Raw genomic sequence first — 16,997 nt, 5'->3', positions numbered from 1 at the left:
CCTGCACAGCAGCATTGGCTACCGTTCGCCGCTTGAATTCGAAAACCTCAACGTTAAAAGGCAAACCGTATCGCCTTGCGGGTTGCCCACCGGCGGGCAGCGTCATGGTCGTGAGAGGCGACCCGCCGCCCGCCCGTGGACAACCCGCGACTCAACACTCAGCGGAGGTTAGATCGCATCAAATCGCTGGCTGCAAATCCGTCCGTCGAACCGGGTCAGCCTCACTGGCAGCCGTACCGGACGCTCCACAAGCTCTTCAACAAGGAATCGGTCGTCGCGCACAGTGCAAGTCCGGTGTTCCGTGGGGCCCCCTACGTCGTCTGGGCCGCGATGACGCTCGCGTGTGCGATCGTGCCCACGCTGTCGACTGAACTGCCGCTGTCACCTGCTGCGGACGCGATCGCGCTCGTCGGCCTGTTTGCGCTCGCGCGAGTCGCGTTGTCGCTCGCTGCGATGGACATCGGCACCGCGTTCGGCACGCTCGGCGCCCGCCGCGAGATGCTGATCGGCTTCCTCGCAGAGCCGGCGCTGCTGATGGTGCTGTTCTCTGCCTCGCTGATCACGCAGTCGACACTGCTCACGAACATCGTCGCAACGCTGGGCCGGAGTGAACTCACGATCTATCCGAGCCTGGCCTTCGCGGGTATTGCGTTCACGCTGGTGTCGCTCGCCGAGAACGCGCGCCTGCCGGTCGACAATCCCACCACTCACCTCGAGCTGACGATGATCCACGAGGCGCTGATCCTCGAATATTCAGGACGACACCTCGCGCTGATGGAATGGGCGGCGAGCCTGAAGCTGTTCGCGTACTCATGCATTGGACTGGCGCTGTTCGTACCTTGGGGCATCGCCGGGGCAGGCAGCCCGTTTGCGCTGCTGCTCGCGCTGCCGGTGCTTTTCATCAAGCTCATGGCGGGCGGTGCTGCACTTGCCGCGGTCGAAACCGCAAACGCGAAAATGCGCATTTTCCGCGTTCCCGAGTTTCTCGCCACCGCTTTCCTGCTCGCGGTCATCGGCATGCTCGTGCATATCCTGCTGGGGGCGTGAATGCACGGTTACGCGACGCAACTCATCAACTTCCTCGCGGCAGTGCTGCTCGCACTGTCGTTCGCGATGCTGAGCCAGCGCCGGATCCTCTCGCTGATTCACCTCTATACGCTGCAGGGCGTCGTACTCGTGCTGGCAAACCTGATCCTCGGATTCGTGACGGGCGATGCAAACCTGTACGTGTCCGCGGGCCTCACGCTCGTGCTGAAGGTCGGTGTGATTCCGTGGATCCTGTACCGGCTTGTGCGAAGGCTCGACGTGCGGGCCGACGTCGAGCCGCTCATCAACATTCCGACGACGATGCTCATTGGTATCGTGCTCGTCATCATCGCGTTCACCGTCGCCTCGCCAATCAGCCAGCTCGCGACCTCGGTCGCGCACGGCACACTCGGGATCGCACTCGCGTGCGTGCTGCTGTCGTTCATGGCGATGATCACGCGCGCGAAGGCGATTCCCCAGGTGATCGGCTTCCTGTCGATGGAGAACGGCCTGTTCTTCGCGGCAACGGCCGCGACCAACGGCATGCCGATGATCGTGGAGCTCGGCATCGGGCTGGACGTGCTGGTCGGCATCCTGATTCTGGGCGTGTTCATGTTCCAGATCCGGGAGCAGTTCGACAGCCTGGACATCCATCACATCGAGAAACTCAGGGATGAGTGACGCCCACGTCGTGCTCGCCGTACTCGGCATTCCGCTCCTGGCCGCCGCATGCCTGGCGCTCACTCGAACGAGCCGTGTCGCACGGCACCTGAACGTCGCATTCAGCGTCGCGACGTTTGCTGCCACGCTCGTACTCGCGGCGCGTACCGTCGAACACGGCCCGTCGTTTGCGTTCGGTCGGGCATTTTATGTCGATCCGCTCAACGTGTACCTCGTCGCGCTGACCGCATTCGTCGGCTGGACGACGTCACTGTTCTCGCGGCCGTACATGCAGGTCGAAGAGGACCGTGGCCGGATGACGGCCAGGCGCATGCGGCTGTATCACAGCATGTACCAGCTATTCATCTTCGCCATGCTGCTTGCGCTGCTGACCAACAATCTCGGGGTACTCTGGGTCGCGATGGAAGCCGCCACACTCGCGACCGTGCTGCTGGTCAGCGTCTACCGCACAGCTGCGAGCCTCGAGGCCGCATGGAAGTACTTCATCCTGTGTGGAGTCGGCATCGCGCAGGCCTTGTTCGGCACAATCCTGCTTTACCTCGAGGCGAGCCGGCAGTTGAGCGGCGATGATGCGCTGCTCTGGACAAGCCTGGCAGCGGCCAGGATCCACCTTGACCCCAACATCGTATCGATCGCCTTCGTCTTCCTGCTCGTAGGCTACGGCACCAAGGTCGGACTGGTACCAATGCATAGCTGGTTACCGGACGCCCACGCCGAAGGCCCGACACCGATTTCGGCCGTGCTTTCTGGTCTTCTGCTGAACGTCGCGCTGTACGTGGTGCTGCGCTGCAAGGTACTTGCCGACGGTGCCCTGGGCAATGGCCTGCCGGGGCAGTTGCTGGTCGGATTCGGGCTCGTTTCGGTGCTGGTTGCGTCGTTCTCGCTGTTTCGCCAGAAGGACGTCAAACGGCTGTTCTCCTGGTCCTCGATCGAGCACATGGGGCTGATGACCTTCGCGTTCGGACTTGGCGGCCCGATCGCGACGTTTGCCGGGCTGCTTCATATGACCGTCCATTCGCTCGTCAAGTCGGCCATCTTCTTCACCGTGGGTCACGCGGCGCAGAAGGCAGGCACGCAGGCGATCGACGGGATTCGCGGGCTGCTGCAGGTCAGCCCGACGGTCAGCTGGGCAATGATGCTCGGCTCGCTCGCGATCCTCGGCCTGCCGCCGTTCGGCGTGTTTGCGAGCGAGTTCCTGATTCTGACGACCGCCATGAATACGATACCGTGGACGGCACCCCTGCTCCTGCTCGGACTCGCCGTCGCTTTTGCGGCAATCTTCGCGCGTGTGCAGCGGATGGTGTTTGGTGGAACGACCACGGCAAAACCGCTCGAGCATCGCCCTGCCCTGCTGCCGGTCTTCGTGCATCTGGGCCTCGGGCTGATGCTCGGCCTCTATGTGCCGCCTTACCTGGCAACGTGGTATCGCCAGGCCGCAACGATGCTGGGGGGCTGAAGCATGCGACTTGACACGGTACAGATCGAAGGCGCGATCCGGCTGTCACCCGCAACGGGACAGATTCCGGCAGCCATCGTGGAGGTGAACGAAGCGCGGTGGCTCGAAGTCGCGCACATGGCACACTCGCAGCAGAGCCGGCTCATCACGATGTGGGGCTGCGAAGCACCCGACGGGGGTTTTTCGGCAAACGCGGCGTACGAGTGCGAAGACGGGATCATGTGGGTGCGTCTTGCGACGGGGTGCAGCCCTCAGGCCGGTGGGAGCTTCCCTGATCTTGCCGCCATTTTTCCGTACGCGGCGCGCATGCAGCGCGCAATCTTCGATCTCAGCGGCCTGCGGGCGCGTGATGCGCAGGACACCCGCCCGTGGCTCAATCACGGCAACTGGCCCGGTGACTATTTCCCGTTGCAAAGACAGGCATCAGGCGTCGAGACGTTCGAGTCCAGCGAGGCGGATTACCCCTTCGTGCAGGTCGCGGGAGACGGCGTACACGAAATCGCGGTCGGGCCGATCCACGCCGGCACCATCGAGCCGGGGCACTTCCGCTTTTCGGTCGTTGGGGAAAAGGTGCTGCGCCTTGAAGAGCGCCTGGGTTATGTGCACCGCGGAGTCGAGCGCCTCTTCGAACGAACGCCGGCCTCAGGTGGCTATCGGGTCGCGGCACGGATTGCAGGCGACTCGACAGTTGCGTTTACATGGGCATACTGCATGGCGCTTGAGCAGGCGTGCGGTGTCACGGTACCGAACCGCGCGCTGTATGTGCGCGCCCTCCTGCTGGAACGGGAGCGGGTTGCCAATCATCTGGGCGACCTTGGCGCGCTCGGCAACGATGCCGGGTTCGCCTTCGGACTCGCACAGTTCTCACGGCTCAAGGAAGACTGGATACGGATGAACGCGCACGCCTTTGGGCATCGCTATCTGATGGACCGGATCGTACCGGGTGGCGTGTCAGTCGACATTCGTCCGGAGACCGCGACGGCCCTGGTGAAGCAGTGCGATGCTATCGAGCGTGAAGCCCGCATTATGCGCAAGATCTACGAGGACCAGTCGGGATTGCAGGACCGGTTTGCTGGTGCCGGCCGGTTGACTGCCGACGTCGCTGGACATTTCGGCGTGCGCGGCATGGCCGCTCGCGCCAGCGGTCATACATTCGATTTGCGCGCGGCCATGCAACCCGCTCCGTACGACGATGTGTCCGTCAAGGCTGCAAGCGACGCACGGGGCGACGTCGCGGCGCGCGTTGCCGTGCGATTTGCCGAAATCGACGAGTCCCTGCGCCTGATACGTGTACTGCTCACCAGCCTTCCTGCCGGATCCGTTGCCGTCGACGTGAAGCCGGTCACTGCATCGTCGCGCGGGACAGGCTGGGTGGAGGGGTGGCGCGGTGACGTATTCGTCGCGCTCGAACTGGAGGCGGACGATGTGGTTACGCGCTGCCATTGCCACGATCCATCCTGGCAGGCCTGGCCAGCACTCGAGCACGCGATCATTGGAAACATCGTTGCTGATTTTCCGCTGATCAACAAGTCGTTCAACCTGAACTACGCGGGGCACGACCTCTGATGTGGCAGCTTATCCGGCAATTCGCGCGCTCCGGCTTTCCGGACGAACCAGCGCCGACAGTGGAAGATGCATGGCGACACGAGGAGCGAGAGATTCGTCGGGAAATACTCGATCTCCTCGGGCGAGCGCTATGCATCCGGCAGATCGACGCGGGCTCCTGTAACGGATGCGAGCTGGAGATTCACGCGCTCAGCAATCCTTACTACAACATTGAAGGCCTGGGGATCAGGTTCGTTGCGAGCCCCCGCCACGCGGACCTGCTGCTCGTAACTGGTCCCGTGACCTTGAACATGAAGGCGGCCGTGCTTGCGGCATATGAAGCAACGCCAGCCCCGAAACTCGTCGTAGCGGCAGGAGAATGCGCATGCACGGGCGGCATATTTTCCGGCAGCTATGCCGTATGCGGCCCGGTTTCGTCGGTCCTGCCGGTTGATGTGGCAATCCCCGGTTGTCCACCACCACCCATCGATTTGCTGCGGGGCATCCTGACGGCCTGCCGGGCACGTTAGCGTAATTCAGGAAGATCGACATCCAGGCGGGTATGCGCCGTGCCGTACCTCCACACACCGGGACGCGCTCAATGCATGATGACGATTTCGACGAATTGTGCGCGAGCCTCGCACTCGTGCGCCTGGCATGGCCTCAACTCGTCACGATGTTCGGCTTCCTGTTTGCCGTTCTGCTTCGCTACCCGACGTGGTTTGTTGCCCTGGCCGTTCTTGTTGTGACGGTTTCGATTTCGCACATCGCCATGAATGTCGCAAGGAATCCCGCCAGGTCGTTTGATTTCAGGGTGATCGACTGGCTCCTGGTCGGTTCCGGCTGGTCGGCCAGTCTGCTCTCGATGTACTGGCTGCGAATCGAGCGGACGCACCATCTGAAACCAGGTGCGCTTCTCGGCCTGGCGATCCAAACCACGCTGATTTCGAACCCCGAGTTCGGGACTGGATCCGCTGTCACGCAATGGATGTGCTGTTTCGGTGCGCTGGCTGTGATGCTCGCTTGGGCCTTTAGCGGACGATACATTGACTGACTCTGGAAACCATGCAGGAATGGTTGGAGTCACAAAGGAGAAAGTGCCGCCGAATGAACTTATCACGAATGACATGATCGACGAGATCAACGGCTTTAGCTCGCCGGAAATCAGACGCGATGATGAAGTGGCCTGATGTGATCGTCTAATGCTATGTCGGCATGGAGATATGCAAACTTTGCATAAAGGATGTCATGGAGACGTTACCTTGTTTATATGCCCGATGATTATGCGCTACTCTTCCAGGTGAATCGCAATGCGTCGAGCATCTTCTCCGCCGCTTCATCGTTCGGCACCGTGATGATGTGTGCCTTGAATTCATCCTTACCGAGCGACGCGACGATTGCCTTATAACGCGCCTTAACCTGGTCGCCGCTCACCGGCTCCTGTGAAGATTTTGGATTCCATCGGGGCACGCAGTCGTTGTATCGCTGCATGAAGGCCCGAGATAACGCAAGCCGTTTTCTGTTACGCCAGGTCAATCGAAGATCGTTCCAAAAAGGGGCGGCGGCCCGACAATCCGGAGAATGGCAAGGTGCCGGTGCGCAAGGCTCACCGGCCATGGCGATTCTAGCCGGACCGACCGTGGCATCCAGTTATTGCGCCATCTCGAGGTCCTTGATGACTGCAGCAAGAAAGCGCGCAGCCTCTCCGCCCGTGACGACCCGATGGTCGAATGTCAGGCTCAGCGGCAAAATCCTGTGCACGGCGGGCGCACCCTCGTGCGCCACGACCTGGTCATGCATCCGCCCGGCTCCAAGAATCGCGACCGTGGGCGGCACCACCACCGGAGCTGCATATTTGCCAGCGATCATGCCAAAGTTCGACAACGTGATCGTGTTGCTGCGCATCTCTTCAGGCGGAATCTTGCGTGCGCGAATATCGGCACGCATCCGGTCGAGTCCGGCGCGCAGGCCGGCCGCGTCCCGATGCGCGACATCGCGCAGCACCGGGACGAACAGGCCTTCCGGCAGATCAACGGCAATGCCGAGATCGATCTTCCCAAGCACATGGCGCCGTGCCATCCTGGCGTCGAACCATGCGTTCAGTCCCGGCTCCGCGCGGCACCCGGCCACCAGCGCGCGAATCAGGCGGATCGTCACATCGGTGTGCGGTGGCCACGCGTGTATGTCGGCGTCGTCGATCACGGTTGCGGCCGCCACTTCGCTCTGGGCGCGCGCCATGTTCTGCGCCATCGCGCGCCGCACGCCGCGCAGCACTTCAGGCGGACCGAGTTCTGCGAGCAGCTTTGCCGCCCGTTGTACGTCGGCCGCCGTGATGACGCCTTCCGGCCCGGAAGGCGTCACCATCGCGAGATCGATGTCCAGTTTGCGGGCAAGCGCCCGCACCGCGGGAATCGCCTTGATAACGCCAGGCCCCGCTCCCGTGCCAATGCCGGGCGCAGCGGGTCCTTCCTGCACCGGTTGCCGGCCCACTTCCATATGGCCGACCACGGTGCCCGCGTCGGCATCCTCACCACCCTCTCTGTCCCCTTCGAAAGCGACAAGCGGTGCCCCCAGATGCACGATGTCGCCCGGCTCGCCGAACAGCTTCGCGATGCGTCCGGATTGCGGCGAGGGGATCTCAACGATGGCTTTTGCCGTTTCGACCGACACGAGCGGCTGGTCCGCGCGAATGTCGTCGCCGGTCCTGACGTGCCATTCGACGATTTCCGCTTCCTGGAGGCCTTCGCCCAGGTCGGGCAGCTTGAAGATCTTCATGGTTTCACTGCGCCTCCAGCGCCTGCCTGATCGCGGCAACGATGCGCCCGGTGCCTGGCATGTACTGACTCTCGAGCCTGTAAAGCGGGACCACCACGTCATATCCCGTGACGCGCTGCACCGGCGCAAGCAACGAATAGAGTCCGTGCTCGGCAATACCCGCGGCAATTTCCGCGCCCACGCCGCCCGTGCGCGATCCTTCATGCACGATCACGCAGCGTCCCGTTTTCGCTACCGACGCAAGAATAGTGTCCATGTCGAGCGGCTTGAGCGTGGCCACATCGATCACCTCCGCCATCACACCCTCCTGCGCGAGCAGATCGGCGGCCCCGAGGACTTCCTGCAACGCTCCGCCCCAACTGACCAGCGTCACGTCCGCCCCTTCCCGCAGCACGTAGCAGCAGTCGAGTGGCAGCGCTTCGCCGTTGTCCTCCGCTGGCTGCCTGAAGAGGCGGTAGAGGCGCGTCGGCTCGAAGAAGATGACCGGATCGGGGTCGCGGATCGCCGCCAGCAGCAGGCCATAGGCGCGCGCGGGCGACGACGGGGTGACGACGCGCAACCCCGGTATGTGAGCAAACAGCGCTTCCGGGCTTTCGGAATGATGCTCCGGCGCGTGGATGCCCGCACCGGCTGGTGACCTGACCACGAGAGGACACGTGAGCCGTCCGCGCGTCCTGTGCCGCAGACGCGACGCATGATTCAGCAGGTGGTCGATGGCCGGATAGATAAAGCCGCTGAACTGAATCTCCGCGACCGGTTTGAGGCCCATTGCGGCCATGCCGACCGCCGTGCCGGCGATCGCCGTTTCGGCAAGCGGTGTGTCGACCACGCGCTGTGCGCCAAAGCGTGTTTGCAAGCCCGCGGTGGCGCGAAACACCCCACCGTTCACGCCGATGTCTTCTCCAAGCAGCACGACAGCGGGGTCATGCGCAAGTTCCCAGGCGAGCGCAGCATTGATCGCCTCGACCATGTTCAGGTCAGCCATCGCCGTTCTCCGCATCAGGCGCAAATCGCTGCGCCATCGCCAGTTGCTCGCGCATGGCAAACGGTAGCGCCTCATAGAGACGGTCGAACATCGAGGACACGTCCGGCGCGGCGATCGCAAGATACGCCTCGACAGCCTGCTCGACCTGTGCGTGACACGCCTTGCCAAGTTGCTCGTCACGCGCCTTGTCCCAAACGTTCATACGGATCAGGTACGTGCGCAAACGGCGCAGCGGCTCGGATTCCCACGCCTTGCTGACGACTTCGGCGTCGCGATAGCGCGTGGCATCGTCGGCCGTCGTGTGATCGCCGAGGCGATAACTGAGCGCTTCGATCAAGGTCGGACCGTCGCCGCCCCGAGCCTTTGCGAGTGCCGCCCCAACGACGTGGTGGACCGCAATCACGTCGTTGCCATCGACCTGCAGTCCATCGATTCCCGCGGCAATCGCCTTTTGCGCGAGTGTTTGTGCGGCGCTCTGATGGCTGCGCGGCACCGAAATCGCCCATTGGTTGTTGTTGATCACGAGCACGAGCGGCGCGCCCCACGCGCCGGCAAAATTCATCGCCTCATAAAAGTCTCCCCTGGATGTGGCACCATCGCCGAAAAGCGCCACTGCAACGCGCGGCTCCTGGCGCAACTGGAACGCATAGGCCGCACCCGCCGCATGGCAGATCTGCGTCCCGATCGGCACACAGTTCGGGAAATCGAAGCGGGGCACTCTAAAATCGCTTCCACGCTCGTCGCCGCCCCAATAAAGCAGACTTTCTGTCATCGTGACCCCGCGCAGCAATTGAGCCGCGTGGTCGCGATACGAAGGAAACAGCACGTCTTCGGGGCGCATCGCACTGGCCACGCCGACGCCGACAGCCTCCTGGCCAACCGACGATGCAAATGTGCCAAGCTGGCCCGTACGCTGCAGCGCAACCGCTTTGCTGTCGAAGGCCCTCGTCACCACCATCGCGCGATACAGCGGCAGGAGCGCGGCTGGGTCTCTCGCGAAGCCCGGAAGAGGACGCACGGGTTCACCCTCAGGACCGAGATACTGCATATAGTCGATGTGAAAACTCGCAACCGTGGTCATGACAGCCTCCTGGCTGTTTCACACATCGTAGGCGCTCTGATGCCTGTTTGTTTGTGCAATGCGCCACCGATGTCAGGACTCGATCCCGCACATTCACATGGAATACGGCACGTGCAATCTACGTACCATATATGCTGCACAGCAGCCGCGCTCCTGATCTTGATGCGCTGCCAGGTGCGGGCAAGAATCTTTCCACCCCCGAAATGGCCGCGCCGTCCACCGCATTCGCCACCGAAAGGGGCGGTTTGCCGCCATTCTTTGACGATGGACCCGAAGTGCGGGGCGCCTGCGCTGTCTCCGCGCCTGCGCCCGGTTGACTGAGCCTGACGTAACGCACGAAGGCTCCAGGAGCAACGTCCGTCAGTGCGTGCCGCTTCCAGGTCTATCGTGATTGGTGAGCATTTCGACTAGTGCGTTGTGCGAGGGGCAATGGACAACTCTACGCAGGATATTTACCCGACTTTATAACTCCGCGATCTGTGCCGCACTGCCTCGCGCAGACCATGTTCAATATCGGGGTTGACCAAGATCGATCCTCACGGGAGCAATTTTCCAGATCCGTTCACAGTATTCGCGGATCGCGCGATCCGACGAGAACTTTCCCGAGCGCGCCGTGTTGAGGATCGACATGCGCGTCCAGCGTGCCTCGTCTTTCCAGACGTCGCTCACACGCTCCTGGCACGCCACATAGTCGGCGTAATCGGCAAGCACGAGAAATGGATCGACCCGCATCAGGTTCTCAACGAGTGGACGAAACACCTGCTGGTCACCACGCGAAAAGTATCCACCGGCAATCAGGTCCAGCACGTCGCGCAACTCCGCATTGCCTTCGACATATTGCGCGGGTCGATAGCCTTCGCGTTTGACGTATTCCACCTGTTCGGCAGTCAGACCGAACAGGAAGAAGTTTTCCTCACCCGCTTCCTCGCGGATCTCGACGTTGGCGCCGTCCAGCGTTCCGATCGTAAGCGCGCCGTTCATCATGAATTTCATGTTGCCGGTGCCGGATGCTTCCTTGCCGGCCGTTGAGATCTGCTCTGACAGATCGGCGGCCGGATAGATGAATTGCGCGTTCTTCACATTGAAGTCGGGAAGGAACACGACCTTCAGCCGGCCCTCCATGATGGGATCGTTGTTCACGACCTCGGCGATGCCCGTGATCAGCCGGATCATCAGTTTCGCCATCCTGTAGCCAGGCGCCGCTTTTCCGCCAAAGATAAAGCAGCGCGGCACACAACCCCGCTCCCGATCAAGGCGCAGACGCTGGTAAAGCGTGATGATGTAAAGCGCGTTCAGATGCTGTCGCTTGTACTCGTGAATACGCTTTACCTGAATGTCGAAGAGCGCGTCGGGATCCACGATGACGTTCGTCACGTCGCTGATGCGCTCCGCCAGCGCCTTTTTGTTCGACCGCCTGACTGCACGCCACTTTTCCCGAAACGCCGGATCGTCGGCGTACGCCTCCAGCTTCCGAAGGCGCGTGAGGTCGGCGACCCACCCTGCGCCCACCGTTTCGTCAAGCAGCCGGGCAAGGCCCGGATTGGCGAGCAGAATGAACCGGCGCGGCGTAACACCGTTCGTGACGTTGAGAAAACGTTCGGGCCACATCTGCGCAAAGTCGCGTAGCACGGTCTGCGTGAGAAGCGCGGAATGCAGCGCTGCAACACCGTTCACGGCCTGGCAACCGACGGTCGACAGGTGGGCCATGCGCACTTTTTTCTCGCCCACCTCGTCAATGATCGACATGCGCGCCACCCGCGCCTCGTCACCAGGATATTTCTGCCGCACCTCGTCGAGGAAACGACGGTTAATCTCGTAGATGATCTCGAGCGGACGCGGCAGCAACCGCCCAAAAAGCGGCAATCCCCAAGTCTCCAGCGCTTCGGGTAACAGGGTATGGTTGGTATACGCGAGCGTGCGCCGCGTAATGTCCCATGCCTCTTCCCAGGAAAGCAGCCGCTCGTCCACCAGCAGGCGCATCAGTTCAGCGACAGCGATGGCAGGATGCGTATCGTTCAGTTGGGCGGTGAACATCTCGGCGAAGCGCGAAACGGGTTCGCCCTTCAGATCGAGCAGACACAGCATGTCCTGTAGCGAGCACGAGACGAAGAAGTACTGCTGCGCAAGGCGCAACCGCTTGCCGGCTTCAGGCTCGTCATTCGGATAGAGCACCTTGGACAGCGTTTCGGAGATCACCTTCTCCTGCACGGCCTGGTAGTAGTCGCCGGCATTGAAGTCCTCGAGGCCAAAGGACTCGATAGCCTCGCTCTTCCACAGGCGCAGCGTGTTGCACGTATTGACCCGAAAGCCGGGCATCGGCGTATCACAGGCCACGCCCTTGACCATGCGCGCAGGCAGCCAGCGAACGCGAAGGCGGCCTTGCGCGTCGTTCCACATTTCAGTATGTCCGCCAAACGGGACGTAGTAGTTCACGTTTGGGCGCACGATCTCCCATGGATTGCCCTTTTGCAGCCAAAGGTCGGTGCTTTCGACCTGCCAGCCATCGCGAATTTCCTGATTGAAGATACCGAACTCATAGCGGATGCCATAGCCCACGGACGGGATTTCGAGCGTCGCGAGCGAATCCAGATAACAGGCCGCGAGCCTGCCGAGCCCCCCATTTCCAAGCCCAGGCTCCTCTTCGAGCGCGAGCAGTTCGTCGAGATCCTGACCGAGCGCTTGCATCGCGTGACGCGCATTGTCTTCGATACCGAGATTGACGAGATTGTTACCCAGTTGCGGTCCAATCAGGAACTCGGCAGAGAGGTAGCACGCCACCCGTAAATCGCGCCCGGCATAGGTCTGGATCGTTGCAGCCCAGCGGGCAAGCAGCCGGTCGCGCACGCTATAGGCAAGCGCCATGTACCAGTCGTGCGGCGTCGCTATGCCCGGTGTACGGGCCTGCAGGCAGACAAGATTGTCGAGCACGCCGCGCTGCAGCGCGTCGCTGCTCAGGCCGCTACGCGCAGCTTCGATGCGAGGGTTCGCGCCTGACGTCGGGGTGAAGGCCACATTGCTTTCCCAGGTTTCATCGATTCAAGGATCTGTTCGGGCCAGGCCCGGTCCGCGACCTCATGGTCGTACTTCTCGACACGCACCGGCTGACGAATCGCCGGCGTCTCGAATTCGTGTTCCGGCGCATCGCCAGGCCAGCGTCTGTCGCCCCGTCCGCGTGCTTTAGCACGCCGAGGGTTACCCGATGCCTGCGCGCGGGCATCGGGTCTCACTAGATGCAGGACATCGAAGCCTGTTAGCCGATTGATGAAGAGAATGACGCAAACTTACCGTTTCTCAAATTCCGGTTGCGGCAGTCGATCGCGCACGTCCATGCAGAACGTCGAACCACGATTCTGGCTTTCTATCAATCACCTTTTCCCGGTTTCCGACATGAGCTCGCCGCACGTCTTGCATGTATAACAGGCGTATCCGTGCGAGTCCCTGCCGTTGTTCACCAGTCCTGTCGTGCGAATCGAGTCCCACTGGGAAGAGTACGGTTCATCGTCATCGCACGCCACCTCTTCGCCGTCGTGTCCGTTGACGCACACGAAGTATCTACGTATCAACGTCGTCATCGCTGCCCTCCTGCGGCTTACGGTTACCGCGAAGCGGCACTCCAGCCGCGCAAGCTGGCCGTACTGGCCCATTCGTTCAGGTTCGCATTCCTGAAGAGTCGTTTTCCTGCACCATCCGCTCCGTAATACGCTGTCCATTCATTCCACCAGCGACTGACGTGAGCGCTACCGAATCGCCGTCCACGAGATGTTGACGACCGCCAGGCTGGAATCCCCGGTCAATTGTTTGACAATTTGCAATGCCCCTGACGATCGAGGCCTGCAGAAAAAACACGCCGCGCACGTGATGCGCTGCCTTGCCCGGCGCCCGCTATTCAATGGCCCCTGTATGACCGTCTCCGTCAAGAACCGGCACGAGTAGCGCGACGCACGAGCCTGGGTGACAGGCGGCACGCCAACGTGGTCAGCGTCCCCGGTCAGGAACGGTGGGATGCATCCCTCCAGACTTCGAAGGTGCGGATGCCACGGTGCGTCTTGCGACGATGCCGGAGACAATCGTCCAATACTGGATCCGCCTTGCGGTTCGGGCTGGCTCAACCGCGCCTTCCCGTTGAGGCGAAGCGCGCCAGCCTGCCCGCCTGCGACCGCAGTTACACCCGTGGAGCAGGACACGACGGGCAACGCATTTCGCGCAATGGCGCGTCGGGTAACAGCATCGACTTTGGGAGTCCTGGCCTACGTGACGGGCCTTAAAATATGCGACTCGAGCATCCCTGTGCCGTGCGGATCTGAAGAATTTGGGAGGGAGGGCGCGTTACAGGGAAGTATGGTCGTTCCACACCAGTTTCACAACATACAGTGAGCTCTTCCCTGTTACGGCAAACGGACGCGCACGTGCCGGGCTTTGCGCCTGTCGCGCGCCGTCGAAACGTCCACGTAAGCCAGCGACGACTCACTCGCCCGCTCGCCGACGCGAAACTGTTGAAATGCCGGATCCCAGAACGCAGGGGGACTCTGGACTTCGAGAATCTTCGCGGCGTAGAAAAGTTCTTTGGCAGTCGGTCAGTCTGGCGATGCCGTTGTTGTGACAGCGCACGCGCCTCACAAATCGAATGCGCTCAGTGCGCGGAAAGCACGCAGCTTTTGGCATCCCTGACGGATGCTAACCGGTGGTTCCGCGACGACCCAGGCATTACACCGCCCTGTCACGCGCCCCGGTATCAGCCGTGTCAGTGCAGGCGCGCGAGGTTACGAAGGAGCGAATCGCCGTCCCGCGTAACGCGAGGCCGTACGGTCCCGTCAAGCGTCTCCAGGGCGACCAGCTGGCGTTCAAGCAAGGTATCGAGTTCTTCCCGGTCCGCAATGTGGTCGGCCGAGTCCCTTACCAGCATCAATGTCGCAAACTCATGGGCGCTAAGCATGCTTGCCTCCTGATAGCTTCGGTAGGTGCTGTATGGATCTCGTCGGCTCAGGCGCGCGCTTTTGAAATGCGCTGCCGGCGGTGCAGTCGCCGCGATATGGTGCGGGGAGTTGATGGTAGGCGGTGCGCCCCTGGCGCATCAATTCGGGTCGTCCCGCATATCGGGAGCGCTCTGCCACTGCGTGCATTGCATGGCGCGGTGTACGCCCCAAAAAAGCCAGACTAATCGCCCGCTTTCAGCGTGCGAGCGCCTGCGCCAAATCTGCAGGATCGTACAGCCTCGATCAAGTGCATTGGGAATTTAGCCTGGAAGTGTAGTTTGAAGTACCCGGCTCGGAGCCCGTCATGCAACGCGCGCTGGATCTGCAGCACACGCGTCGCCGCCTCGTTCATGGCGACCTCGAAGAATCTGCGCTGGACAACTCCCTGGCTCGCTAGGGCAGAACCCTACGACGATGCGTCGCGCGAACAAATCGTTGGCGCGCCTTGGGGAAAACATTGCCTCACGCGGCACGCTTACCCCGTTGCACCCGCCCCGTCCAGATGGCCGTCGTCGTCCCCTTCAAGGTTGCTGATATCGAGCGAAAGCACACGACCGATATCGCGCACGAACTCTTCCATCATTCCGAGACATTGCGCGCTACCGGGTGGGAAGTCTTCTGGATTGCGCTTGCCCTGAGCGCGTCTGATCGCGCGGATGCTGGCTTCCAGCGCCCACGCTTCAGCCCGGACAGGATCGTTCCAGGGAGAATTCAGTAGCTCATGGTGTCATGCAAGCATTTTTGGCGGCCGACTCACGAACTTTAGCGGATTAATACGTGTGGCGCCGGCTGGCATTCAGCGCGATATGAGATATCGGTCGCGGGTCTTCGCATCCTTTATCCAGTTTGGCGCGCGCCCTCGGCCAGACCAGGTGGCGCCGCTTGCCGGATCACGGTATTTCGCAGGCAGCGCACCGTCTGAACGTCTTGGCCTGCCGCGGCGACGCCCAAAGATGTCCTGAGGTGTATATCCGAAAACGGCCACCTTCGCACGGATATCAGCGAGGACGGCCTCAGACTCCTCATGACGGACTGCTGCCGCCTGACTCTCCAGCTCGGCGATCTGCGCTTTCAGTTCCCTGTACGTTGCCACGAAGCGTCTCCCGCATTTGGAAATCACTGGGTCATGATAGTGACTTTCGCATGTCGCTGATCCGAACCGGGACGATGGTCGCCGGGCATTGCGTCAGGCTGGTGTCTGCGGGTTTTCCGGCAGACAGAGGTGCCTCGCGACCACATCGATAATGGCGAACGCTCGCGCGTCATGAATCACGATGGAGAGGAACAAAGCCGTTGCAGGCTACGGCCGTATGCAGATTCATGGAAAGCCGGATGCTTCATGCGCAGCCTCAGGCAAGCGTGGTGAAACGCCATGGATGATCGCGCAAAAAGCCGGAATTCATCGCACCGCGGCGGCCAGGAAGGGAAGGCCGGCATAGAAGCGCCCCCCGCGTCGGACGGTTAGTGGCAGACCCTGTGAACCGATACGGGCCCCGTCTGAATTCCGCGCGAATCCCTGCAGCTGGAGCTGCAGCGCCGGGTCTGCTAAAGAACAGCCTTTTGGGTCAATGGAGCTTGGACGCCTGGCGACGGCGTGCAGTTGCAAGGAGCGGATTCTCGTCGACCCCGGCGTCGCGCTCTGGCGCACTGCCATCCGCGACGATGACACGGACATCCTGCGCGAATGCATCCTCGAAACGACGACGTGCGAGTGCGACGCATTCAGACGCCGGTCCATGACCCGCGCCCGCTGCGGCCTGCGCGACGGCTTTCGCGGCCAGACCCAATGCAGCGGCCGCCTCATCCCACGTCAACCCGCTGGCCATCACTTCCTGAACAAGCTTGCCCGCGATAACGCCGATCCTTGCCTTCAGTTCATCATCCATTGCTTCTGCTCCTGCAATGCTTCATGCCGCGCGTGTGAGGCATCACCTGTTCAATCATTTTCGCATTTCAGGCGGGAGCGGCATGCCTGGCGACGTCCCGATCACACCGGCGGCAAGTTCGCGCAACTGATCACCTGACAGCGACCACGAACACGCCAGTAACGTAGTCATCCAGTTTTACTTTCTAGAACCGGATTGCGTCGAACGGGACATCGATCCCGTGGTGCCGAAGCACGGCTTCGCGAAATACCTGCCATTCGCTTTCTCCGGCCCGCTCATGCGTGCAGTGCAGACATTGATCCGCACCGGCCAGCTGTTCGGTCACCGTTCGATGCACGTCGATCCCGAAGCGCTTGCTGAATCGCCCCACACACGAGCCGTCATGGGCGGTCACCCACACGGTATCGCCCAGCGACGATACGTCAATGCAGTAAGGTTGAGTCACACTTTTTTCCTGTCTATCCGGTAGCAGTCGAGCACAAGTTCGCGTTGTCCCTGCTACCTCCATATGCGGCATCGACAGTCCCAGCGACCGGCCAAACTCCTGGCTTCGTCGGGTGTGCCACAAAAGTCGACCCGGAAGACAGTT

The 16,997-nt window shown here is 61.7% G+C and carries 14 protein-coding genes and 1 pseudogene; 6 read left to right on the top strand and 9 right to left on the bottom strand.

What is annotated here, in order from left to right; translation table 11 throughout:
* Nucleotides 1-225: 225 nt before the first annotated feature.
* The 6 genes and pseudogenes from AB4Y42_RS39810 to AB4Y42_RS39785 form a co-directional block, all read left to right on the top strand.
* A pseudogene (locus tag AB4Y42_RS39810) lies at nt 226-1,047 on the top strand (respiratory chain complex I subunit 1 family protein); the annotation flags it as partial.
* Nucleotides 1,048-1,707 carry a formate hydrogenlyase gene (locus tag AB4Y42_RS39805; RefSeq protein ID WP_342920062.1) on the top strand — a complete coding sequence of 220 codons (660 nt, stop codon included), beginning with the start codon at nt 1,048-1,050 and terminating at the stop codon, nt 1,705-1,707.
* A complete protein-coding gene (locus AB4Y42_RS39800; protein WP_368697355.1) occupies nt 1,700-3,163 on the top strand; it encodes a hydrogenase 4 subunit F in 1,464 nt (487 codons plus the stop codon). The genes AB4Y42_RS39805 and AB4Y42_RS39800 overlap by 8 nt, the downstream gene beginning before the upstream one ends.
* Before the next feature lie 3 nt (nt 3,164-3,166).
* Nucleotides 3,167-4,729, top strand: a complete 1,563-nt coding sequence (locus AB4Y42_RS39795) for an NADH-quinone oxidoreductase subunit C (RefSeq protein ID WP_368697354.1) — start codon at nt 3,167-3,169, stop codon at nt 4,727-4,729.
* Nucleotides 4,729-5,238, top strand: coding sequence for an NADH-quinone oxidoreductase subunit B family protein (locus AB4Y42_RS39790; RefSeq protein WP_368697353.1), 510 nt, complete (start codon nt 4,729-4,731; stop codon nt 5,236-5,238). Before AB4Y42_RS39795 ends, AB4Y42_RS39790 begins: the two co-directional genes overlap by 1 nt.
* Before the next feature lie 71 nt (nt 5,239-5,309).
* Entirely contained in the window at nt 5,310-5,762 is a 453-nt protein-coding gene (locus AB4Y42_RS39785; protein WP_368697352.1) for a hypothetical protein, read from the top strand.
* Nucleotides 5,763-5,989: 227 nt separating this feature from the next.
* Here AB4Y42_RS39785 and AB4Y42_RS39780 read toward each other — a convergent pair whose 3' ends face one another.
* The 9 genes from AB4Y42_RS39780 to AB4Y42_RS39740 all read right to left on the bottom strand — a co-directional run bounded on the left by AB4Y42_RS39780 (nt 5,990) and on the right by AB4Y42_RS39740 (nt 16,853).
* Complete coding sequence (locus AB4Y42_RS39780; protein ID WP_368697351.1) at nt 5,990-6,244, bottom strand: hypothetical protein; 255 nt, start codon at nt 6,242-6,244, stop codon at nt 5,990-5,992.
* Nucleotides 6,245-6,358: 114 nt separating this feature from the next.
* Nucleotides 6,359-7,483, bottom strand: a complete 1,125-nt coding sequence (locus tag AB4Y42_RS39775) for a dihydrolipoamide acetyltransferase family protein (protein ID WP_368697350.1) — start codon at nt 7,481-7,483, stop codon at nt 6,359-6,361.
* A gap of 4 nt (nt 7,484-7,487) precedes the next feature.
* Nucleotides 7,488-8,468 carry an alpha-ketoacid dehydrogenase subunit beta gene (locus tag AB4Y42_RS39770; RefSeq protein WP_368697349.1) on the bottom strand — a complete coding sequence of 327 codons (981 nt, stop codon included), beginning with the start codon at nt 8,466-8,468 and terminating at the stop codon, nt 7,488-7,490.
* Entirely contained in the window at nt 8,461-9,549 is a 1,089-nt protein-coding gene (gene pdhA / locus AB4Y42_RS39765) for a pyruvate dehydrogenase (acetyl-transferring) E1 component subunit alpha (RefSeq protein WP_368697348.1), read from the bottom strand. The genes AB4Y42_RS39770 and pdhA overlap by 8 nt, the downstream gene beginning before the upstream one ends.
* 507 nt (nt 9,550-10,056) lie before the next feature.
* On the bottom strand, nt 10,057-12,561 hold the full coding sequence (locus AB4Y42_RS39760; protein ID WP_368697347.1) for a glycogen/starch/alpha-glucan phosphorylase: 2,505 nt from the start codon (nt 12,559-12,561) through the stop codon (nt 10,057-10,059).
* A gap of 1,729 nt (nt 12,562-14,290) precedes the next feature.
* The gene (locus AB4Y42_RS39755) at nt 14,291-14,482 is read right to left on the bottom strand and encodes a hypothetical protein (RefSeq protein WP_368697346.1); all 192 of its coding nucleotides are present in this window, start codon (nt 14,480-14,482) and stop codon (nt 14,291-14,293) included.
* An 836-nt stretch (nt 14,483-15,318) separates the two neighbouring features.
* Complete coding sequence (locus tag AB4Y42_RS39750) at nt 15,319-15,615, bottom strand: H-NS histone family protein (protein ID WP_368697345.1); 297 nt, start codon at nt 15,613-15,615, stop codon at nt 15,319-15,321.
* A 472-nt stretch (nt 15,616-16,087) separates the two neighbouring features.
* Nucleotides 16,088-16,408, bottom strand: coding sequence for a hypothetical protein (locus AB4Y42_RS39745; protein WP_368697344.1), 321 nt, complete (start codon nt 16,406-16,408; stop codon nt 16,088-16,090).
* A 184-nt stretch (nt 16,409-16,592) separates the two neighbouring features.
* Nucleotides 16,593-16,853: a hypothetical protein gene (locus AB4Y42_RS39740; RefSeq protein ID WP_368697343.1), complete on the bottom strand. Its 261-nt coding sequence runs from the start codon at nt 16,851-16,853 to the stop codon at nt 16,593-16,595.
* Nucleotides 16,854-16,997 lie beyond the last annotated feature (144 nt).

This window comes from Paraburkholderia sp. EG286B (genome assembly GCF_040965655.1).
In the GTDB taxonomy this organism is placed as follows: Bacteria; Pseudomonadota; Gammaproteobacteria; order Burkholderiales; family Burkholderiaceae; genus Paraburkholderia.
Note: the sequence above shows the minus strand (reverse complement) of the source record. Positions and strands in the feature narration are given on the sequence as shown.